Genomic DNA, 22,741 nt, shown 5'->3' with positions numbered 1-22,741 from the left:
TTATTAACAGGTTATTCTCATAACCCGCACTTGGTTCGTCTTATTCAGTTCTCAAAGGTCTTAACGTCACCTCTCAGGCGACAACTATTACATTCTATCAAACTATACATCCCCTGTCAACTACTTTATCAAAAAAAATTAAAAAAAATTGAAATACGTTATTTTTAATAAAAATAGCCCTTCCTTCAAATAAAGGAAGGACTAACATTTAATTAACTCGTCCATAACTAGAGGTTAACACACCGTTTTGTTCTGGCCCTTGGGCAACATAGCGACGAACACCACTATGAGAAACATAAGATAGCCACAAATAACCGTCTCCTTGATATACACTATCGTAATTAAAATATTGACCACTGCTGTAAGTAGCAACAGGTGAGCCTGATGTACTTGGACTATTACGAACATTTAGTTGACTGACTGTTACTGTAAAACGACCGCTCTCATTACGAAGTTTCTTATATGTTGTAGATGAAGAAGAACTATTAGTATTTTGAACAACTGTGGTACTAGAATTTATTGACGGTAGATTTTGATTATTATCGTATGGAGGACGAATCCAACCGATAATATTCCCATACTGACTAGACAAACGTCGATTGAGCTGCCGAGCTGGACCTCCTAAAGTTAAAGCCGTTGCACCACCATCAACATTTTGCTCAATCGTACGATAGGTGCCATTTCCATTATCTGCGACCACTAAACCTGCATGCCCATAACTATGGGCGAATGTTTGCATGACAAACAAGTCACCTGCTTGAGGTTTGGCATTGCCATCGTTACGGATAATGGTATAACCTGCTTGTTGAGCTGAATCTAATAAGTTGATGGCATTACCCCATATCGGCTTACCAAATTGCTTACCTAAAACCCAATTGACAATATCAACACACTGCCAGCCATAAACACCATCGTAGTCGACACCTTGACCACTGCGAGCTAAATTTTCAGCCCAGTTAATCACACTCGTTTTGCTTGCGGCAGAAACTGGATTGACCAAAACAAAAGATAGGACAACTAGTAGTGGTAAGAAATGAAACTTGATTTTGCTCATTCAAAATCCTCCTTGAATAATGATTACATGTATCTATTCGTAGTCATCAGTTATAATCACAGGTTTCTTTGTTATATCAAACAAAAAACCTGTTCAAATTGAACAGGTCAGAGAAAGTTTTTAATCAATATGGAAACGTTGTCGAAGCGAATTGGCCTTAGTTCCAATCATACTATCAACAAGACGCGTTTTTAAGGCTAGGTAAGCATAAACCAACAGACCCAAACCTCCAATAATTGCAATTATCAAAAAAGCATATAGGCGACTATTAGTTGGTAAGAATAAATACCAAGCCACTGTGAGTGGTGCAATAACGCAAAACATCATCATGGTCATGATATTGATTTGTAAAATCTTTGTCATCACTAAGTGGCGATTAAAAGAGGTCACTTGATGAATACGGCGATAGCTCAAAACAACGGGAACCAATAAGCCAATAGTTGTTGACCAGATGGGACCATACGCATGAAATTGGTAAATAAATGGAATTTGTAAAATAATTTTTGTCACCAAACCATAAACAAAATATAAAATAGAACGTTTGGTTTCAAAGAAGGCTTGTAAAATAGGGGAAATAACAGTATAAAGCGATAAAATTAAGGTTTGTAAGAGAGAGGCAATGAATAATCCTAAGGCTAACTGGTCTGTTTGCCCATAAAAAACTTCATATAACGGTTTAGCTAGGACAATACCACCAATAACGGCTGGTGTCATAAATAACATGAGCATGACTAGATTGTCAATCACTAGACTAGCAGTTTCTCGACGATTTTTTTTAATGAAACTTTCAGTTAACAACGGAATCGACGTTGCACCAATAGAGGTGGCAACGGCAATAATAATCATCGTTAATTTTCCAGGATTTGAAGCAAAGTAAGCAAACTGAACTGTTAACTCTGTTGGTGAAAAATCAGTAAACAAAGCCATAGTATTGATATAAGTCAGTTGATCAATTAAGCGAAAAATTTGAACGGCTGAACCCATAATGATAAATGGAATGGCTTCTTTGACGGTTTCTAATAACAACGATTTAGTCGAAACGGTTAATTGTTTGGGGGTTGAACGAAAAAGAGAAAAGAGAAAACCTTCTCGCCACAAAAAATAAAAGAGAGTCGCAAAACTAGCTAGCATACCAATGAAAGCAGCAAAAGTTGATTGGGTAACTGCTTCAACATAGTTACCTGAACCTGATTTCATAATCAAAAACGCTGTTAATAACATCCAAACCACACGAATCAACTGCTCTGCCACTTGACTGACTGCACTTGGGTATAGTTTATTGAAACCTTGAAAGAAACCACGTAAAACACTCATTGATGGAAAGACTAACACTGCCAAAGTTAAACTACGCATGACAGGAATTAGTGCAGCACCACCACCACTCATATCCGCTAAAACAGGAGCTAAACCAAACATTAGACTGGCAAAAATAAAACCTAAGATGAGCATGAGTTGCAAAACTTTTCGCACCAGATAAAAACTCATTTCCGTCTGATCTAAAGTATTGTATTTGGCAATTTGCTTGGCTACTGCAACAGGAATCCCGACGGTTGAAATCAATAAAAAGAGGGCATAAATTTCATAGCCCATACCAAAAAGAGCATTAGCTTCTGGTGCAAAACGTCCCATCCAAGCATACCAAGGAATAATGTAAAGTGCTCCCAAAAGACGACTGATAAAATTACCTGCTGTTAACCAAGCAGTTCCTTGGACTAATTGTTCTTGTTGAGTCAATTGTTTTTGTTTTTTCGTCATAATTTGTTCTTTCAAGATTTTTTACCACTTTATTATAAACTTTTCCCTGCCACTTGTAAAATGAGAACGTTAGATATAAAATAGAAATATGATTACATTAAAACAAGTTTTAGATATTCTTAAACAGGATAATAATTTTCGCAGCATCAACTCTCAGGAAAACTACTCTTGGAACTGGAAAGAAAATCCCACCTTTTCCAAACTAAGCTATGACAGTAGGCAAACCGACTCTCAGACTCTCTTTTTTGCCAAAGGACAACAATTTAAAAAAGCGTTTTTAACTCAAGCTGTTCAAAATGGTCTAACTTTCTATATTTCAGAAATCGACTATGGTGTCGATATTCCTGTTATTTTAGTTAATTGTGTCAAGCAAGCAATGAGTCTAGTAGCTATGGCCTTCTACGATAACCCTCAAGAGAAATTAAAACTTCTTGCCTTTACCGGCACCAAAGGGAAAACAACCGCTGCTTATTTTGCTTACAGCATTCTTTCTCAAGAATTTCCAACAGCTATGCTATCGACTATGAATACTACCCTCGATGGCAAAACCTTTTTCAAATCTACTCTTAGCACGCCTGAAAGTCTAGACCTCATGCGAATGATGGCTGAAGCAGTACAAAATGGCATGACACATCTTGTCATGGAAGTATCTAGCCAAGCCTATTTGGTTAAGCGGGTTTATGGTCTAACCTTTGATGTTGGAGTTTTTCTAAACATTAGCCCTGACCATATCGGACCGATTGAACACCCTACTTTCGAGGATTACTTTTACCATAAAAGACAATTATTGGCTAATAGCCGAGCGGTTGTCATCAATAGCCAAATGATGCATTTTGAACTGATTAAAGAGCAAGTTGAAAATCAAGATTATGATTTTTATGGTGCTAATAGTGATAACCAAATCATCAATAGTCAAGCCTTTTCTTTTGAATTACGTGGAAAATTAACAGGTTCTTATGACTGTCAATTACTTGGTGAATTTAACCAAGAAAATGCTCTGGCTGCTGGATTGGCCTGCTTACGTCTGAGAGCTAGTCAAGCAGCAATCCAAACAGGAATTGCCAAAGCCCATGTTCCTGGTCGCATGGAGGTTCTCACCCAAACGAATGGTGCCAAGGTTTTTGTCGATTACGCCCATAATCAAGATAGCCTAACAAAATTAATTCAGGTGGTCAAAGCCTACCAAAAAGGAAAAATTATTCTCATCCTTGGTGCTCCGGGTAACAAGGGGGAAAGTAGGCGAGCAGATTTTGCTCAAGTCATTAACGATTACTCTGATTTAATCGTTATTCTAACAGCAGATGATCCCAATTTTGAAGATCCCTTAGCAATTTGTCAAGAAATTGCCAAACCAATTACTAGGGCGGTCGATATGATCATCGATCGTGAAGAAGCTATTAAACAAGCCCTTTCTTTGACTACGGGCGAAGAAGATGCTGTGATTATTGCTGGTAAGGGAGCTGACGCTTTTCAAATTGTTAAAGGAGAACGTATGGCATACGCTGGTGATTTGGCACTTGCTAAAAAATACCGCTAAATCTCTGTTATTTTAACATCACTAATAAATGAAACTGCTAGACTAATAAGGTCTAGCAGTTTTATGTCTTCATAAAACGATAACGATAATAAAACAAGAGATAAGCCAGTCGCCAAGAATTATCCAACAAGGTCGCTAACCACAAACCTGTCAAACCTAGCCCATAATGGTAAATAAAAAGATAGCCTAATCCTATCCGAATCAACCACATCCCTATACTTGTTGCATAAAAAGGAAGCTGACTTTGACGAAGAGCTTGCCAAAATCCTGTGAGTACTAGGACTCCTGCCGTAATCGGACTACCTAAAAATGAATACAGAAGAACAATCTTACCCTCAGTTAAAACCTGTCGGTCTTGCGTAAATAACCCAAGGAGAAAATTTCCAAAAACGTAGATACTACCACTCATAACTAGCATGGCAGCAGCCGCTAGAAAATACGCCTGTTTCAAGTAGTCTGATTGGTTTTGTTTATTCTGATTTTCTTCGGCCACCAAAATCAAAACAGCCGTTGATAGCCCTAAAGCTGGAAGATAATTAAATTGGCTAAGTGTTTCACCTAAACTACTGGCAGCAAGAGTTTTAGTGCCAAGACTTGTGATCATCGCTAAAGTAACCACATCACCAAAACGCATCATCAATCGTTCTGCTAAAGCTGGGAGAAACTGGGAGAGTAACTGTCGAGTTATTACTGGTTTACAAAATTGCCAATTAAGTGTTAAATCTAGTTTTCTTAACATTAGGACTAAACCCAACATGCGAGCCAGCATCGTTGCCAAGGCAACACCAATCACTCCCTGCTTCAATCCAAAAATCGCCCAAGATGATAAGAATAAATTGATAAGGTTAGTTAAAAAGCTAACCCATAAAGGAAAATTGACCAACCCCCTAACCCGAGCAATCGCTGACAAAGTTAAATTTAGCCCTAATAACACGCTAGAACCACCAACGTAAAACAGATAAGTTCTTCCCAACTGTTTAACTTCACTAATTGTTCCTAATAAACCCAACAAGGCATCGCCTGCAAAAACAGATAAAAGACCAAAAAATAGACCTAAGATAAGGGTCAACATCACGCCTTGTCGAATCAAGTCATCTTCCTTGTTTGACTGGTGTTGTCCTTTAGCTTGAGCTAATAAACCTGAAAAGACGCCTACTAAAGCCATAAATACAGCTTGATAAAGGGTCATGATTTGATTGGCCACTGCAACACCTGAAATAGCAACTAAGCCTATTTGAGCGACCAAATAACCGTCAACCAGACCCAGAGCTGCCTGTAAAAAATTTTCTAAAACAACTGGTAAGGCAATTGTCAACAAGCGTTTTTGTATTGTTCTCAACTCCTTTCTGCATTAAGAAAGAGAGCACAATTGCTCTCTTATCTATAAAATCATCATTTGTTTCTCTCAATAAGTCATTATTTGGCTGGATTTTTAGCAGCTTTTTGAATGGCTTTTTGAATGGTTTCCACATACAGTTTAGCTCCGTCTGTTCCTGTATCTGAGTAGTGAACACCATCAGTACCACGCCAAATCGTTGGGTTTTCGACTGCTGTTTTATACCAGTCAGCAACGGTGACATACTTGTATTTTTTAGCAAGGGTCAATTCATAGTCACGCATGCTTGCCACACGACTATCTTTGGCATTATAAGCTGTTACCAAGACAAGACGATAGCCTTTGGGTAACTCATCAATGAAGGGCTGAATCGCACTAGCATAACCATCAACAGAGTTCACACCAACCGCTAAAACAACTGTTTTAGAAAGGGTGTTATTTTTCACATGATTTTGGAAAATACTGTAGGCATCCGTGAAATTACGACTCACTGCCGCATCCAACTGCACCTCTGGTAACAATTCAGTAAAGGTATCACTCGAACGTAAGGCAACCGAATCACCAATCACCATGACATCACTCATGGCATTGGCATCACCTGCAATTAGTGTATGAGTTCGATTGACATTGGCTTGAGCTTGATTAAGTGAGTTGACCAAAAGATTTTTTTCAAAATCACCTATTTTAGGAGCTCTAATGACAATCACCATCATCACTAGCACTAGCAAACCAGCTAAACCGTACAACCATTTCTTGAAGCCTTGCAAATCAAGTTCATAATCAAAAAGCACAACGGGCTTCCCTGCAATAAAAGGCTCTAAAACATAGAATGACAGGCTTGAAAAAATAGCAGAAAACAGAATAGTCAAGAACACTGCTAAATTATTTGGCATGAGCTGAGTAAAGATCACATAAAACGGCCAATGGAAAAGATACATGCCATAACTAATGTCAGCCAAATAAGTCACAAAAACAGGCTCTTTAATAGTTGGCGTTTGATCATTCAAAACACGCGCCGAATAAATCATCACGGCACTAAAAAGACTAGCCAAGACAAAACCAAACAGATAGGTCAACAGTTGATTAAAGTCTAAAACCACACTCAAAAGAAAGAGTAAAGAAGCTGAACCAATAAAATAAAGGAGTGTTCGACTCTTAGGCCAACGTTCAACGTTCTTTCTAAAACGAACTGTCGTTTCTTTAATTCCTGTCAAAGTAGCAAACATGGCACCTAAGAAAAAGGCAAAACTATGATTGACACTAGAAAAATAGATGGTTGAAAAATTATCAACGAAAAAGGCACGGATAAACATGCTCAGAAAACCAACCACAAATAGAATACTTGAAACAACAAATACCGTTCCACGAAACTTTTGCGTGCTTAGTTTTTTCTTAGCCAATAGCCACAAGATAAAAGCCCAAAGTAAATAGAATTGAACTTCAATCGCCAAACTCCATGTATGCACAAAGAGATGGGGGATAAACTGACTCTCGTAACTACTACCTGTGAAAATTTCATAAAAGTTAGTAGTAAAACCTAGAGCCGCTCCTATCTGTTGACCAATATCAGCCACGAAATCTTGCTTGACCAAGAAAGTAAAGGGTAGAACCACTAAAATCATCAAGACTAAAGGTGGAACAATCCGATAAAATCGGCGTCGATAAAACTCTAACAAATCAATTCGCTGCTTGTTCGCATACTGGTCCAGCAAAAGTCCAGTAATCAGATAGCCTGAAAAGGTATAAAAGACATCAACACCAATAAAACCACCTGTATATCTGGTCTTATAAAAGTGATAGAGAAGGACTAAAAGCAGTCCAACTATCCTAACCAAAGAAAACCATTTTATTCTCATTTTTGATAAATCCCCTGCTTAAACGTTCCCTTATAAACCTTCTTGTCCTTTGTTGTCAAAACACCTTGACCCTCAGGTTGTCCAGCCTTGAACATCCCTTCATAGCTCCAACCTGTTGACGCTACAAACTTACCTTGACCATTAAACACACCATTGACAAACTGACCTTCATAGACATCACCATTATCATAAGTTAGTTTTCCTTGACCATTGAAACGGCTATTGATGACCTGACCTGAGTAAATCAAGCGCCCCTCATCATACGTCAATGCTGCTTGACTTTTAATTGGGATGAAAAAAGTCGCTGCTCCCAATATCAAAATGATCAGACAAGCTAAAATTTCCAGCATCCCTCTACTAATCTTTTGCTTTTTCATTCCTTAACATCTCCTGTTTAATTGGCTCATGTTTCTCAACTGACTTAGTTGGTCACCGCCTCATCTGAAAGTTGAGCAAGCAAATCCTTGCAACCTTGACTCACCAAATCATAAGTTTGATCGAAGTCCCCTGTGTACCAAGGATCTGGCACACCATCTGGTACAAGCAAACTAATTTTATCATCAAAACGTCCTTGCGACAAGGCTTTAAGATCCTTAACATTTTGCTCATCCATAGCAACTACCAAATCAAAATCAGCTAAATCTTTCACACTAATCTGTTGAGACGTTTTGGTTTGATCAAAAGTAATCGCATGCTTATTTAAGATAGCCTGTGTCCCTTGATGAATCGAATTACCATGCTCCCAAGAAGACGTTGCACGGCTTTCAACCACAACATCATCCCTATCTGCCAACAAATCTTTCATGACAAATTCTGCCATAGGGCTGCGACAAATGTTACCTAAACACACAAAACAAATCCTTGTCATCCTATTCTCCTTCTCCTATAGGGGCATAACCTAAATGTTCATAGGCTTTCTGAGTCGCCACTCGGCCAGAACGCGTTCGCATGATAAAACCTTTTTGAATCAAATAAGGCTCGTACATGTCCTCTACGGTTTCTCGTTCTTCAGCAATATTGATAGCCAAAGTTCCTAGACCAACTGGACCTCCACCATAAACCTCAATCATGGTTTTCAGGATTTTTTGGTCAATATAATCCAAACCTTCATTATCAACATCAAGTAGAGCCAAACCTTTAATGGTCAATTCACGATCTATCTGACCATCGCCCATGATTTGAGCATAATCTCGCACTCGTTTCAACAAACGATTGGCAATCCTTGGTGTTCCTCTACTACGACGAGCTAACTCAATAGCTGCTTCATGACTAATTTCAGTGTCAAAAATGGTAGCTGTCCGTTCAACAATCTCCGTCAAATCAGCCAATTCATAATATTCCATATGGCCATTAATCCCAAAACGAGCTCGTAAAGGATTACTCAACATACCTGCTCGTGTTGTTGCACCAATCAAGGTAAAGGGAGGAAGCTCCAAATGAACACTGCGACTGGTTTCACCAGACCCAATCATGATATCAATATAAAAGTCTTCCATGGCACTATAAAGCACTTCTTCAACCGCCATTGGCATACGATGGATTTCATCAATAAAAAGTACGTCCCCAGGTTCCAAATCATTAAGAATGGCAACCAAGTCGCCGGCTTTCTCAATAGCTGGCCCAGAAGTTTGTTTCAGATTCACACCCAGTTCATTAGCAATCACAAAAGCCATAGTGGTCTTACCCAAACCGGGAGGCCCAAACAACAAAACATGATCTAATGCTTCATCTCGTAATTTGGCTGCTTCAATAAATATTTGTAATTGATCTTTGACCTTATCTTGACCGATGTATTCTTTGAAACGCTGAGGTCGTAAACTACGTTCTATCTGTTCCTCATCTGGCAAAAGGTCTTTATCTACAAGTCTATTCATGTTTCTATTATAGCAAAAAATTAACACAATTTCGGTGAGAATGCCATATTGACTACTATTTTGCCCATTTTTTCTGACATTTACACCCTGAATGCCCCATAATTTCTGTCAAGTCACAACAATTTTTCGGTATCAAATAAGAACCCAGTTACTACTAGGTTCTTTTCTTACTCAAATTAGTTCGATTGATTTGCTACGGCAGCCGTCACAAAAGCAGTGTAAAGTTCTTCTGAACGGTTTGGACGACTTGATAGTTCTGGATGGTATTGAGCTGCCACAAAAAATTTCTTATCAGGAAGTTCCACAATCTCCATTAAACGATTATCCGGAGAAACTCCTGAAAAGACTAAACCTGCCTCTTCCATCTGAGTACGGAATGTCGTGTTGACTTCATAGCGATGGCGATGGCGACGTTGAACGACTTCTTGATTATTATAAGCTGCTGCCGCCTTACTACCTGGTTTAAGTTTACATGGATAAAGACCAAGACGAAGCGTTCCACCCATGTCCTCAATATCAATCTGATCACGCATGATGTCAATGATTGGATACGGTGTTTCTGGATTTAATTCTGCTGAATTAGCATTTTCTAAACCAAGCACATGACGGGCAAACTCGACACAAGTTAGTTGCATACCCAGACAGACACCTAGCATTGGCACGTCATTTTCACGCGCATAACGAATGGCTTGAATCTTACCTTCTGTTCCTCTATGACCAAAGCCACCTGGTACAATAATCCCATCAGCACCTGCTAGACGTTCAGCAACATTGTCTGCCGTCAAATCATTGGCATTAACCCAATCAAGATCTAGGGCTGCATCGTTAACGTAACCTGAATGTTTCAAGGCTTCAACCACTGACAGATAGGCATCTGGCAATTCCACATACTTACCAACCAAGGCAATTTTGACCGTCTTTTTAAGGTTGAGTACCTTATCTACCATATTAGACCATTCCGTCATATCAGCTGATGGCACATCTAGTTTAAGATGGTCACAAACAATTTGATCCATACCCTGTGCTTGCAAGTTCAAAGGCACTTGATAGATATGCTCCACATCCATCGACTCAATAACCGCTTCTGGTTGCACATCACAAAATTGAGCCAGTTTATTTTTCACCCCTTGCTCAACTGGTTGCTCCGTACGAATGACCAACATGTTAGGCTGAATTCCCAGACCACGCAATTCTTTAACCGAGTGTTGCGTTGGCTTGGTTTTCATCTCACCTGCTGCTTTCAAATACGGCAACAAAGTGGTATGGATATACATCACATTATCAGAACCCACATCAGCCTTCATCTGACGTAGGGCTTCAAGAAATGGTAGGCTTTCAATATCACCTACTGTTCCCCCAACTTCAGTAATGACAACATCTGAATCAGTCGTTACTGCCGCACGTTTGATTTTTTCTTTAAGGGCATCCGTAATATGAGGAATCACCTGAACCGTTGCTCCTAGATACTCACCTTTACGTTCCTTACGCAAAACCTCACTATAAATCTTACCTGTTGTGACATTTGAATATTGATTGAGGTTAATGTCAATAAAACGTTCATAGTGACCAAGGTCCAAATCAGTTTCTGCCCCATCATCTGTGACATAGACTTCCCCGTGTTGATAAGGACTCATGGTTCCTGGGTCAATATTGATATAAGGGTCAAACTTTTGAATCGTAACTTTCAAGCCACGATTTTTCAATAGACGACCAAGACTGGCTGCAACAATACCTTTACCAATCGAACTAACAACACCACCTGTGACAAAGATATACTTAGTCATATAAACTCCTTTTACTAAAAACAAAAAATGCTCCCCATGATAGAGGAGCTTCCGTCTTGTCTCAAAAAGAGACGCCCACTAGTTATTATAGCCTATCCCATACAATCGGTCAAGAAACAACTGTTAGACTTCCTCTTCCGTCTCATCTGAATAATCTTCATCTTCTTCATTGAGTTCGACTTCTTCATCCAAATCCGCATCTGGCACAATCTCATTCAATTCTGAATCGTAAGATTCCACTTCTGATTTTTCATCATCAGGATTTTCAGCATCGTACTCAATACCTGCTGGTAAATCATAGGCTTCATCTTCTGGATCATCATCTGAATAGTCAATATCGTCTTCATTAACCATAAAGGCATTCACGCGTTTCTTCTTGCGTTTTGGCTGACCTTCTTCTTCATCTTCTAAAGTGATAATCTCTTCATCAATCTCATCAATCGCATACCATGAACGAAGCCCCCACTTATTTTCACCAAGTGGAATAAAACTACCGTCGGTATTTAGTTCAGTGTAAAAATCTGGCAATGCTTCACGAATATCGGCATCTGATTTCTCAAGAAAAATCTGAACCTCGTTTACCAAATCACTAAAATACATTTCCTTGTCACGTCCACGACTTTCCAAAATGGCACGTGCTACTTCAATCAAAGATAATTCACTTTTTTCTTGACCTGCAAATACTGCTAATTCCAAAGCATTTCTCCTTACATTATCGTTCTTTTCTATTTTACGCTAAAAAAGGCATTTCGTCAAAGAATTTATGACGGTTTGAGGCTTAATCAAGTAAAAAGAACAAAAGGTAAAGCTACCTTCTGCTCTTTTAAGTCAATTATTTCACGCTTGCTGAACTAGTAATCACTTCAACAGCTTTCTTCATTGAGATGTCATGTTTCAACATATCTGCTGATAAAAGGTTACGCACTTGATCTGCTTCCATGTTATACTCTGTTGCCAAGTCAGTGATTTCTTTTTCAACTTCAGCATCAGATACTTCAAAACCTTCTGCCTTAGCAATCGCTTCGATAACAAGGTTAGTGCGAACACGTTTTTCTGCCTCTGCAGCATATTGGTTGTGAAGGTCATCTTGGTTAGTACCTGTCAATTGGAAGTACATTTCTGGTGAAATTCCTTGACGTTGCATGTTGCTCATGAACTCATTCATCGCACGATGAGTTTCTGCTTCAAGCATTTCTTCTGGAAGTTCAACAATCTCAGCATTTTCCACAGCCAATTCAAGAGCTGCTGCTTCTACTGCGTCATCAAAAGCAATCGCTTTAGCAGCTTCTAATTCTTTACGGTATTTAGCTTTCAAATCAGCTAAAGTTTCTACTTCTTCATCGATGTCTTTAGCCAATTCATCATCAAGAGCTGGAACTTCTTTTGTTTTCACTTCATGAACTGTTGTCACAAAAAGAGCATCCTTACCAGCCAAATCAGCTGCTTGATAATCTTCTGGGAATGTTACGTTAACATTGACAGTTTCACCAGCTTTAGCACCAACCAATTGGTCTTCAAAACCTGGGATGAATTGACCAGAACCAAGTTCAAGTGAGAAGTTATCACCTTTACCACCGTCAAATTCAACACCGTCAACTGAACCAACAAAGTCGATAACAACTGTATCACCCTTAGCTGCTGCATCTTCTTTGATGACTAATTCTGCCAAGTTTTGACGCTCACGTTCAACCTTAGCATCAACTTCTTCATCAGTCACTTCTTTAGACGCTTCAACTGATACTGCTAGATTTTTGTAGTCACCCAATTTTACTTCAGGTTTTGTCACTACTTCAGCAGTAATAACCCAATCTTGACCTTTTTCCATTGATGTCACATCAATTTTTGGTTGCGCAACAACATCCAAGTCTAGTTCTTTAACTGCTGCTTCATAAGCTGTTGGCAAGACACGGTTCAAGGCATCTTCATAAAGTGCTTCTTCACCAAATTTTTGATTGAAAACGGCGCGTGGCATGTGACCTTTACGGAAACCTGGCACGTTGATTTCTTTTTTAACTTTGTTAAAAGCAGCATCCAAGGCTGGTTTGATAGTTTCTTGGCTAATCGTGAACGTCATCACACCACGGTTAGTTTCTTTATTTTCAAATGATACAGACATCGCGTCTTTCTCCTTATTACATTTTATATTTCTATTCATTCTATCATATTTCAACGGATTTTCAAAGATTTTATCGTTATAATTTTTATTTGTCAGGAAATCTCCTACTTTTGTCACTAGATTTCCTTAACTTTTTTTGTTAGACTAGCCTCATGATTTCATTTAATTCTTATCTAAAGACAGTTGACTGGGCTAGTGTCATCAATCTGGTGGGGCAAAAATGCCTAGCTCTTGTCAGTTTAGCCTTGGCTTGTTGGTTGTTTAAAAAGCTCATTCATGCAATAGCTCATCGTTTCATTTGGAAATCTCTTCGTGTCACCCAACAAGACATTAACCGACAACAGACCCTAGCATCACTGCTGACCAATAGTTTGGATTATTTACTCTATTTCTTTACAGGTTACTGGGCATTGGCTATCTTGGGCGTGCCAATCTCCAGTTTACTAGCAGGGGCTGGACTGGCTAGTTTGGCTTTCGGGCTAGGGGCACAGGGGTTTTTAACCGATGTGATTAACGGCTTTTTCATCCTTTTGGAAAGGCAATACGATGTCGGTGACCGAGTAACAATCAACACGATTTCTGGTACGGTCAAACAGGTGGGGATTCGTACCACACAAATTCTTGATAAGGACGGCACGCTCCACACCCTGCCCAATCGTCAAGTCACTCTGGTGAGCAATCGCTCCCTACAAGCTATCCGATTACAAGTAGATCTTCCTATCGCTCTGGAAACAGATGTCGCACAATTAAGGCAAGCTGTCCTGGCAATCCATGACAAGGAACAACATTTTCTGCGTCAGCACTCTCTAACTCCTGACATTAAAGGAGCTTGTCTGAACCCACTCAGTCACTTGGTTTTTCGTGTCGAATTTTGGGCAAGACTTGACCAACATGACAGCATTTATTTCCACTTTTTCCCAAAATATCAGCAAGCCTTGACTAAAATAAAAACAGATGATTGAGTATCATCTGTTTTTACTTACTAGCGTCTGAGCGGAAGCATTTTCATCTTTCTGTTCATGATAAAACCATGAACAATGACTTGGGACAGATTAAAATAAGTGATAAATCAATCTAACATAATGGTTTAACTAAATAAAATACCACTGATAAATAACGGATAGGCACAACAAATATTAACGACAAAAGCACTTTTAGTATTTAACGGATAGCGATCGCCTTTTTCTACTTCTCCAAACATACCTATATTCCTAAGCTGATGGAAAGTCACCAAAGTAATACCAATTATTTAGATACCATTTCATTTATTGAACAGCTCCTTAACACGTTGATCCATATTGAAGCGTTGCATTTCTTTAGCTTCAAAAGGATATTTGGTTGCTGTATTTGGTAGGACTTTATAGGTCATCCAATTTAATAAAATTAAAAATGCTGAAATCGTATAAGTAAAGCCAAAGAACCAATCCCAACCTGTTGCTAAATGGTTACTCGTTACATAATAAATATAATAGATACCAATCGGTAAATGAAGCAATAAACAGGCTGCAAGACCTGGATTATAGTAAGTTTTCAAGAGCTTATTAGCAACAATACCATGAAGTAAACACTGAGCCAAGCCCAAAAGAATAGGCATCATTCCAAACCATATCACGTTTGGAATAAAAGCTGGTAGAAAATAGAGAACAAACGTATATAAAGAGTTAACCAACATGGCTGAAAATTGATTTAAGGGATAACGATCCTCTAATCCTGGAATCGTATTTTTATGTTGAAAGACACGATTGATAATCGCTGGTTCACCACCAGGGAAATGATATTCTTCAAACTGATGAAAACATAAAGCCATAAAACTTAGTAATTGAATACGCACCATGACGTCTAGATTTTGCCAGTTCAACATAAGAAAAACAATGGTCAATAATCCTGCAACAAAACCAAAATCATACCAACGGCGGATAAATAAACGAATCATAATGATACCTTCTTTCATAAGATAATGGCATTATACGAGACTTTTTTCACTCTTTCAATCAATAAAACGATCCAAATTATTGCTTATGCAACAGTTTGTCTAATTTTGTTTTATATTGACAGTATTTTTTATTTTTGTCATAATGTGACCTATGAATAATCAGGATTTACGAGTCATAAAAACCAAAAAAAATATTATTGACAGCTTTATTGTCCTATTAAACGAAAAACCATTTTCTAAAATTACTATCCAAGATATTCTAGATAGGGCCTTAATCAATCGTGCGACCTTTTATCGACATTACTTAGATAAATATGACTTGGCACAACAACTTAATCAACAACTGATTGAACAAATCAAGCAATTATTGGATGCTAGATACCATCAAACATCTAACAAAATTAACCTTTTTGAGACGGTTAATCAGCAGCTAAATATTTTTGCTCAACATCGAACATTATTTTTAGCCTTACTAACTATTCAAACAGAAGAAATCAATCTCAAGCAAGACTTATTAACAACTATTGAAAAGGACTATTACAAAACGATTTCTTCTCAAAACCAATCACATCAAGCACTAAAAGCAAAATTATTTGCCAGTATCATTTTGACTGTTCTGATTGATATGGTTGAAACTCAGCAAATCTTAACCTTGGAAGAGATTAAACTTCTTATGGAAAATCTACTAGATGATTTCAAACAAAAATAACAGGTAGTTAATAACTACCTGTTATTTTTTAATCTGATTCGGATGATAAACGGCACGCTCACCGCCTATCAGTTTGGGACGACTGGTTAAGGCGGTGATATGAGCCTGTCCCAGTTCACGCAGACAGGGACGTAAAGGCACCTGAACTCGCTTGACGTGCATGCCGATAGACGTGTCGCCAATATCCAGACCTGCGTGAGCCACAATTTCTTCAACCACCACTGGATCTTTCATCAATTCGTAGGCTGCCAACATGCCACTGCCCCCTGCATGAAGTTGGGGAATGACATTGACTTCTTCCAAACCATAGGTGTGGACAAGATCACGCTCCACCACCAAGGCACGATTGAGGTGTTCACATCCCTGTACCGCCAGATGAGCACCTATCTTTGTCACTTCTTCTAAAATGGTCGCTACAAGCCACTGCCCTACTTCTTTACTTGACGCCTGACCAATCACGCCACCAACAACCTCACTACTTGACAGACCTAGCACAAAAATCTGCCCCTTTTTTAAGCCACTTCGCTCTAAAATATCTCTGATAACCAGTCTCGTATCTGCGATTAGCTGTTCTTTTTCCATCAAATCCCCTCCAACCTATGTTCTGTTTATTATAACAAAAAAAGAGTTCCTGCGATGATTTTTACTAATACTCTCAAGCCCAAAAGAAATTAACCTGTCTAACTTGCTTGGTCTAGTTTGCCCAAAAAAGGCTGACGTCCTCACACTTGTGAGCTGACTGGCCCAAAATGGGCAAAGCTCATCACTCTTGTGAGGAGATGAATCCCAAAAGGAATTGACCTGCTCACAACTGTGACGATGATTTTTCCAAAAGGGATTGATAAACTAACAAGGTTTTCTCTTGATTTCTAAAAACTCCCAACTAGAAAACTAGCTGGGAGTTGATTGTTATTATCTGCTTTCTCTACAAGACTACTTCACAACGATATTGACCAATTTGTTTGGTACGGCAATAGCTTTGACGATAGTCTTACCTGCAAGAGCTTCTTGTACCTTGTCATCTGTTTGAGCTAGCTCGATAAGCGCATCACGCTCCATGTCTTTTGCTACAATCAACTTGGTTTTCACTTTACCATTGAGTTGAACGACAATCTCAATCTCATCTTCGACTAAGTACTTGTCATCCCAAACAGGAAACGGTTCATAAGAAATAGACTGACCTGAAGACGTCAGAGCCTGCCACAACTCTTCACCCAAGTGAGGAGCAAATGGAGCAATCAACTGCACAAAACCTTTGGCATAGTCAAGGTAGAGCTTGTCTTCCTTGTTTGCAGCATTGACAAAAATCATCATCTGAGCAATCGCCGTGTTAAATTTAAGGGTTTCAACCTGCTCAGTTACTGCCTTAACGGTTTCATGATAAACCTTGTCAAGTTTTCCATTGTTTTCAGTTGTGGTTTCCTTGGTCATAATCAAACGATAAACACGGTCAAGGAACTTACGAGCACCTTCTAGCCCTTCTTCTGACCAAGCAATTGACGCATCAAGTGGCCCCATGAACATTTCATAGACACGAAGGGTGTCCGCACCATAGGCTTCAATGACATCATCTGGATTGACGACATTTTTCAAGGACTTCGACATCTTAGCTGGCGCCTGCTCTAGTGCTTCACCAGTTTCAACATGGAAGAAACCACCATCGCGTTTTTCAACCTTGTCCGTAGCAACCAAGGCACCACGACCATCACGGTAGCTTGTTCCCAAAATCATCCCTTGGTTAAAGAGTTTTTGGAACGGCTCTTTAGTAGGCACAACTCCCAAATCATAAAGGAATTTATGCCAGAAACGAGCATACAAGAGATGAAGGACTGCATGTTCTGCACCACCGATATAAACATCAACTGGCAACCATGCCTTGAGCAAGTCCTCGTCAGCTAGTTTGTCATTATTTTTTGGATCGATATAACGCAAATAATACCAGCTTGACCCTGCCCACTGTGGCATGGTGTTGGTTTCACGACGACCCTTAACACCATCTGCACGCGTCACACTCAACCAGTCTGTTAGATTGGCTAATGGGCTTTCTCCTGTACCTGACGGTTTGATATTATCTGTTTTTGGCAAAACAAGTGGTAGTTCATCTTCTGATAGGGCTGTACTTGTCCCATCTTCCCAATGCACAATTGGAATTGGTTCACCCCAATAGCGTTGACGACTGAAGAGCCAATCACGCAAGCGATAAGTGACTTGTTTTTGACCAAGACCTTTTTCTTCCAACCAAGTCAACATGCTATCAATCGCTGCTGCTTTATCCAAACCATTTAAGAAATCTGAATTGATGTGGATACCATCTTCAGTGTAAGCTCCTTGGCTAATATCGCCACCCTCAATCACTGGAAGGATCGGTAGGTCAAATTGGTTGGCAAACTGCCAATCACGCTCATCATGGGCTGGTACCCCCATAACTGCCCCTGTTCCATAACTAGCTAGCACATAGTCTGAAATCCAAACTGGCACTGCTTGGTTGTTGGCTGGGTTGATAGCATAAGCTCCTGTCCAAACACCTGTTTTATCCTTAGCAAGATCGGTACGCGCCAAGTCAGATTTTAAGCTGGCTTGATGCTTGTAGTCAGCAACCAATTCTTTTTGCTCTGGACTGGTGATGATATCTACCAATTCATGCTCTGGTGACAAGACGGCATAACTCACACCAAATAGGGTGTCAGGACGAGTTGTAAAGACGGTAAAGCTATGATCGGTGTCTTTAATCTTAAAGGTAACGTTCGCCCCTGTTGATTTCCCAATCCAGTTGCGTTGCATGTCTTTGATTGATTCTGGCCAGTCAAGGTCTTCCAAATCTTCTAACAAACGCTCCGCATAGGCAGTGATTTTCAACATCCATTGACGCATTGGCTTACGCACAACAGGGTAGCCACCACGCTCAGAAGTGCCATCTGGCAAGACTTCTTCATTGGCAATGGCAGTGCCTAGCTCCTCAACCCAGTTAACAGGAACTTCTGCTTCATAAGCCAAGCCTTTTTCATACAGTTTGGTAAAAATCCACTGCGTCCACTTGTAATAATTTGGATCTGTCGTATTGATTTCACGTTCCCAATCGTAAGAAAAACCAAGGGCATTGATTTGACGCTTGAAGTTGGCAATATTTTGAGCGGTAAACTCTGCTGGGTCATTTCCCGTATCCATAGCATACTGTTCAGCAGGTAAGCCAAAAGCGTCCCATCCCATAGGATGAAGCACATTATACCCCTTAGCACGTTTATAACGACTTAAAATGTCCGTCGCCGTATAGCCTTCTGGATGCCCAACATGAAGCCCTGCTCCACTTGGGTAAGGAAACATATCCAAGGCATAAAAGTTTGGTTTATTGGGGTCATTGGTGGTCTTAAAGGTTTGATTTTCTGCCCAAAAAGCCTGCCACTTAGGCTCGACAGTTTTGTGATTATAGTAAGACATAAATTTCTCCTGTGACTTGGTCTTTATCTAAATAGCCCTAAACGGTCATTAGGGCTAAAATATCTTTTATTATAACATGTTTTACTTGAAAAGAGTAGGGAGCTATTGTAAATAATTCAGCACACGATTCCACAAGTCTTGAGCTTTCTGTGGAAGATTGGCTTCTTCAACAGCTTGGCTGATTTGTTCTTGAGCTTGCTTGGCTGAATCTCTCAAACTATCAATAATAGATTGTGAATTGCTTTCTGTTTCTGTATCAATACTGTAAACAGGCGAAATCCCATTTTGCTCATAGACATTTCTCACACTAAAAGACGTGCCAGTCGTGTAAGGTAAAATATAGCTTGCTAGATTACTGAAAATATAGGATGCCGTTCCGGCACTTGAATCGCTCAAATAATGGCTCTCATCGGTTTCACTAAAGCCAACCCATTGGCTAATTACCACATCTGGTGTGTAACCAATCACCCACTGATCACTAGCCAAGTCAGGATTGAAATCCGTTTCTGTCGTTCCTGTCTTACCAGCCAAGGTATAGCCGTAAGCATTGGCATTGACCGCCGTACCATTAGAGAAGGTTCCAAGCAACATGCTAGTCATCTTATCTGCAACCGATTTACTAATCACTCGCTTGGCACTTGGTTTATACTCTTTAAGTAACTCGCCACTGGCGGTTTCAATTCGTGTAATCAAATGAGCCTTGTTCATGACACCATCATTGGCAAAGGCAGCATAGGCTTGAGCCATTTCTAGTGGGTTAGTGGTCACGCTACCACCAAGAGCAACTCCTAGCTCTTTCTGAGTCTGACTAAAATCAAGGCCGAACTTTTTCCCATAACTGAACATCTGATCAACCCCTAGTTGATTGGCCAAATAAACGGCTGGAATGTTGTAGGAATTGGCCAGAGCTTGATACATGGGTACATCGTCACTGGTATAGCCACCATAGTTATTGGGTTGATAACCATTAAAATCTATTGGGCTATTAGGTAATTCCGTCGTCATCGACCAACCTGTTGCTATGGCAGGACTATAAACGACCAAGGGCTTAATGGTTGAGCCAGGACTTCTTGCTGATTGAGTAGCATAGTTAAAACTCCTAAAGGTCGGATCAATTGTCGAATTAACACGACCAACTAGACCACGAACACCACCTGTTTTGGGGTCAAGGGCAACACTGGCTGCTTGAGCACTGCTGCCATCAGCAGCGACTGGGAACAAACTCGTGTTATTAAAGGTTGTTTGCATGCCCACTTGATAGTTCTGATCTAACTCAGTATAAATCTTGTAACCATTATTAACAATATCTTCTTCTTTTAAGCCATATACTGAGATGGCTTCATTGATCACGGCATCAAAATAAGATGGGTACTGGTAATTATCAGCCTTACCTGTATAGGTATCAGCAAGGCGACTATCCATGCCAACTTCTGCCGACTGATCTGCCACTTCTTGTCCAATCATACTAGCAGCTACCATGTTTTGTAAAACGGTGTTACGACGGTTGGTTGACCTTTCCAGAGAATAGTAGGGATTGAAAATCTCAGGCCCTTTGAGCATACCTGCCAAAGTAGCTGCTTCATCTAAGCTAAGATTTGCTGCACTTGTGCCAAAGTATTTTTGACTGGCATCTTCAACACCCCAAACACCATTACCAAAGTAAGCATTATTCAGATACATGGTTAAGATTTCTTGCTTGGTATATTTTTTGGTCAACTCCAAAGCTAAAAAGAACTCTCTCGCCTTACGTTTGATAGTTTGGTCTTGGGTTAGGTAGGCATTTTTAGCTAGCTGTTGCGTGATGGTTGACCCACCACCTGAACGTCCCAAGGTCAATAGGGCAAGAAGGGTTCGCTTGTAGTTAATGCCATCATTCTGATAAAAACTACGGTCTTCTGTTGCAATAACCGCATTTTCCAAATCATCAGAAATCGCATCTAACTCGACATAGCTACCCTTCTGTCCATAAAGCGTTCCTGCCTGCTCACCGTTTTTATCATAGATAAGTGTTGTGGCCTTAAGTGCTTCTTGTAAGTCACGCACATTGGCTGTTTTAGCCAGATAAAATAGGTAACTACCTGCTAAAAGAGCAAAACTGACCATAAAAATCAGCAATATCTTACCTAAGCGATAACGTCGCCAAAAGCGACGAAGTGGGTGACGCGGAGATGGCATCAAACGTTTGAATCGTTTAAACCACGCTGGTTGATGCATTTCCTTTTCTTGATAAGACTGGCTACGTTGATAAGCCGAAGACGTCACATCGTTTTCTTGCTCTCTGTCTTGATAAGAAGCATCTTCAATTTGCCTTTCTTCAATATTTGAAACTTGTTTTGTTGATTTTTTTCTAAGTAATTGCATTATTTTCATGTTTACATTATACCAAGTTTCCTTAAAATCAGCAGAAGAAAACCATTCTAGACAAAATATAGGACGATAAGCACAATCGTGCTATAATAAAAACATGACATTTACAGTAACACTAACCAGTCCATTTCCCACCTGCACCGTCAAGGAACTGCTAGAGAATCATCTGCTAGTTCCACGTAAGATTCGTCATTTTCTTCGCACCAAAAAGCACTTGCTCATCAACGGACAACAAATCAACTGGCAAAGCCTTGTTCAGATGGGAGATGTGATTACATTAACATTTGATGAAGAAGATTACCCTCAAAAAAATATCCTGTTTGGAGATAAGAAATTAGTTGATTGTGTTTACCAAGATGAGCATTTGATCGTGGTCAATAAACCTGAAAAGATGAAAACCCATGCCAATCAACCTGATGAACTGGCCCTACTTAACCATGTGTCAGCTTATGCTGGACAGACCTGTTATGTTGTTCATCGCTTAGATAGTGAAACCAGTGGACTGATTCTTTTTGCCAAAAACCCCTTTATTCTACCAATTCTCAATCAACTATTGGAAAAACGACAGATTTCTAGGCAATATTGGGCATTAGTTGAAGGACAATTTCCACATAAAACCATAACTTACACTGACAAAATCGGACGTGACCGTCATGACAGGCGTAAGCGTCTAGTCGATAAAAAACATGGGCAAACAGCCAAAACCCATGTTAGCAAACTAAAACAGTTTGAAAAAAGCTGCTTAGTTAACTGCCAACTTGAATCTGGTCGTACCCACCAAATTAGAGTGCACCTTAGTCATCATGGCTTTGCCTTGGTTGGCGACCCCCTTTATGGAAAAGAAAGCAAACGACTCATGCTACATGCCCATAAACTAGCATTTACCCACCCCCTAACCAGAGAAAAAATCACCCTAACCACCACGTCCAAAACTTTTGAAGCACATCTTAAAACGACATCAAAAAGAGAGTAGTCAACTACTCTC

The 22,741-nt window shown here is 39.7% G+C and carries 18 protein-coding genes; 4 read left to right on the top strand and 14 right to left on the bottom strand.

Annotated elements, in window-relative coordinates; genetic code table 11:
- Positions 1-208 precede the first annotated feature (208 nt).
- The gene (locus FRX51_RS04980) at positions 209-1,054 is read right to left on the bottom strand and encodes a CHAP domain-containing protein (RefSeq protein WP_146496393.1); all 846 of its coding nucleotides are present in this window, start codon (positions 1,052-1,054) and stop codon (positions 209-211) included.
- A 120-nt stretch (positions 1,055-1,174) separates the two neighbouring features.
- On the bottom strand, positions 1,175-2,809 hold the full coding sequence (locus FRX51_RS04975) for a polysaccharide biosynthesis protein (protein WP_146496391.1): 1,635 nt from the start codon (positions 2,807-2,809) through the stop codon (positions 1,175-1,177).
- A gap of 88 nt (positions 2,810-2,897) precedes the next feature.
- On the opposite strand from FRX51_RS04975, the gene FRX51_RS04970 reads away from it, so the two are divergent.
- Positions 2,898-4,346 carry a UDP-N-acetylmuramoyl-L-alanyl-D-glutamate--L-lysine ligase gene (locus tag FRX51_RS04970; protein WP_146496388.1) on the top strand — a complete coding sequence of 483 codons (1,449 nt, stop codon included), beginning with the start codon at positions 2,898-2,900 and terminating at the stop codon, positions 4,344-4,346.
- Between the two features lie 61 nt (positions 4,347-4,407).
- Here FRX51_RS04970 and FRX51_RS04965 read toward each other — a convergent pair whose 3' ends face one another.
- The 8 genes from FRX51_RS04965 to tig all read right to left on the bottom strand — a co-directional run bounded on the left by FRX51_RS04965 (position 4,408) and on the right by tig (position 13,312).
- Positions 4,408-5,685, bottom strand: coding sequence for an MATE family efflux transporter (locus FRX51_RS04965; RefSeq protein WP_146496386.1), 1,278 nt, complete (start codon positions 5,683-5,685; stop codon positions 4,408-4,410).
- Between the two features lie 77 nt (positions 5,686-5,762).
- A complete protein-coding gene (locus FRX51_RS04960) occupies positions 5,763-7,538 on the bottom strand; it encodes an acyltransferase family protein (RefSeq protein ID WP_146496383.1) in 1,776 nt (591 codons plus the stop codon).
- Positions 7,535-7,915 (bottom strand): hypothetical protein, encoded by a 381-nt coding sequence (locus tag FRX51_RS04955; protein WP_146496381.1) that lies wholly within the window; start codon positions 7,913-7,915, stop codon positions 7,535-7,537. Before FRX51_RS04955 ends, FRX51_RS04960 begins: the two co-directional genes overlap by 4 nt.
- A 44-nt stretch (positions 7,916-7,959) precedes the next feature.
- On the bottom strand, positions 7,960-8,406 hold the full coding sequence (locus tag FRX51_RS04950) for a low molecular weight protein-tyrosine-phosphatase (protein ID WP_146496379.1): 447 nt from the start codon (positions 8,404-8,406) through the stop codon (positions 7,960-7,962).
- Position 8,407: 1 nt separating this feature from the next.
- Complete coding sequence (gene ruvB / locus FRX51_RS04945; RefSeq protein WP_146496377.1) at positions 8,408-9,412, bottom strand: Holliday junction branch migration DNA helicase RuvB; 1,005 nt, start codon at positions 9,410-9,412, stop codon at positions 8,408-8,410.
- A gap of 176 nt (positions 9,413-9,588) precedes the next feature.
- Entirely contained in the window at positions 9,589-11,196 is a 1,608-nt protein-coding gene (locus FRX51_RS04940) for a CTP synthase (protein ID WP_146461182.1), read from the bottom strand.
- Between the two features lie 123 nt (positions 11,197-11,319).
- Positions 11,320-11,892 (bottom strand): DNA-directed RNA polymerase subunit delta, encoded by a 573-nt coding sequence (gene rpoE, locus FRX51_RS04935; protein WP_146461184.1) that lies wholly within the window; start codon positions 11,890-11,892, stop codon positions 11,320-11,322.
- 136 nt (positions 11,893-12,028) lie between these two features.
- Positions 12,029-13,312, bottom strand: coding sequence for a trigger factor (tig, locus tag FRX51_RS04930; RefSeq protein WP_146496375.1), 1,284 nt, complete (start codon positions 13,310-13,312; stop codon positions 12,029-12,031).
- A 152-nt stretch (positions 13,313-13,464) separates the two neighbouring features.
- On the opposite strand from tig, the gene FRX51_RS04925 reads away from it, so the two are divergent.
- The gene (locus FRX51_RS04925) at positions 13,465-14,274 is read left to right on the top strand and encodes a mechanosensitive ion channel family protein (RefSeq protein ID WP_146496373.1); all 810 of its coding nucleotides are present in this window, start codon (positions 13,465-13,467) and stop codon (positions 14,272-14,274) included.
- A 299-nt stretch (positions 14,275-14,573) separates the two neighbouring features.
- Here FRX51_RS04925 and FRX51_RS04920 read toward each other — a convergent pair whose 3' ends face one another.
- Positions 14,574-15,245 carry an HXXEE domain-containing protein gene (locus tag FRX51_RS04920; protein WP_222430694.1) on the bottom strand — a complete coding sequence of 224 codons (672 nt, stop codon included), beginning with the start codon at positions 15,243-15,245 and terminating at the stop codon, positions 14,574-14,576.
- Positions 15,246-15,396: 151 nt separating this feature from the next.
- On the opposite strand from FRX51_RS04920, the gene FRX51_RS04915 reads away from it, so the two are divergent.
- Positions 15,397-15,954, top strand: a complete 558-nt coding sequence (locus FRX51_RS04915; protein ID WP_146496371.1) for a TetR/AcrR family transcriptional regulator — start codon at positions 15,397-15,399, stop codon at positions 15,952-15,954.
- Positions 15,955-15,975: 21 nt separating this feature from the next.
- Here the strand turns inward: FRX51_RS04915 and FRX51_RS04910 are convergent, their stop codons facing one another.
- The 3 genes from FRX51_RS04910 to pbp2a form a co-directional block, all read right to left on the bottom strand.
- Positions 15,976-16,536, bottom strand: a complete 561-nt coding sequence (locus tag FRX51_RS04910) for a TIGR01440 family protein (protein WP_146496369.1) — start codon at positions 16,534-16,536, stop codon at positions 15,976-15,978.
- A gap of 351 nt (positions 16,537-16,887) precedes the next feature.
- Positions 16,888-19,389, bottom strand: a complete 2,502-nt coding sequence (gene leuS, locus FRX51_RS04905; RefSeq protein ID WP_146496367.1) for a leucine--tRNA ligase — start codon at positions 19,387-19,389, stop codon at positions 16,888-16,890.
- A gap of 102 nt (positions 19,390-19,491) precedes the next feature.
- Positions 19,492-21,759, bottom strand: a complete 2,268-nt coding sequence (gene pbp2a, locus FRX51_RS04900) for a penicillin-binding protein PBP2A (RefSeq protein WP_146496365.1) — start codon at positions 21,757-21,759, stop codon at positions 19,492-19,494.
- 94 nt (positions 21,760-21,853) lie between these two features.
- Here pbp2a and FRX51_RS04895 point away from each other — a divergent pair, with 94 nt between their 5' ends.
- Positions 21,854-22,729, top strand: coding sequence for an RluA family pseudouridine synthase (locus FRX51_RS04895; protein ID WP_146496363.1), 876 nt, complete (start codon positions 21,854-21,856; stop codon positions 22,727-22,729).
- The last annotated feature ends 12 nt before the right edge of the window (positions 22,730-22,741 follow it).

The sequence above is a fragment of the Streptococcus sp. sy010 genome (assembly GCF_007859175.1).
GTDB lineage: Bacteria > Bacillota > Bacilli > Lactobacillales > Streptococcaceae > Streptococcus.
This window is presented reverse-complemented; position numbering and strand designations above follow the sequence as displayed.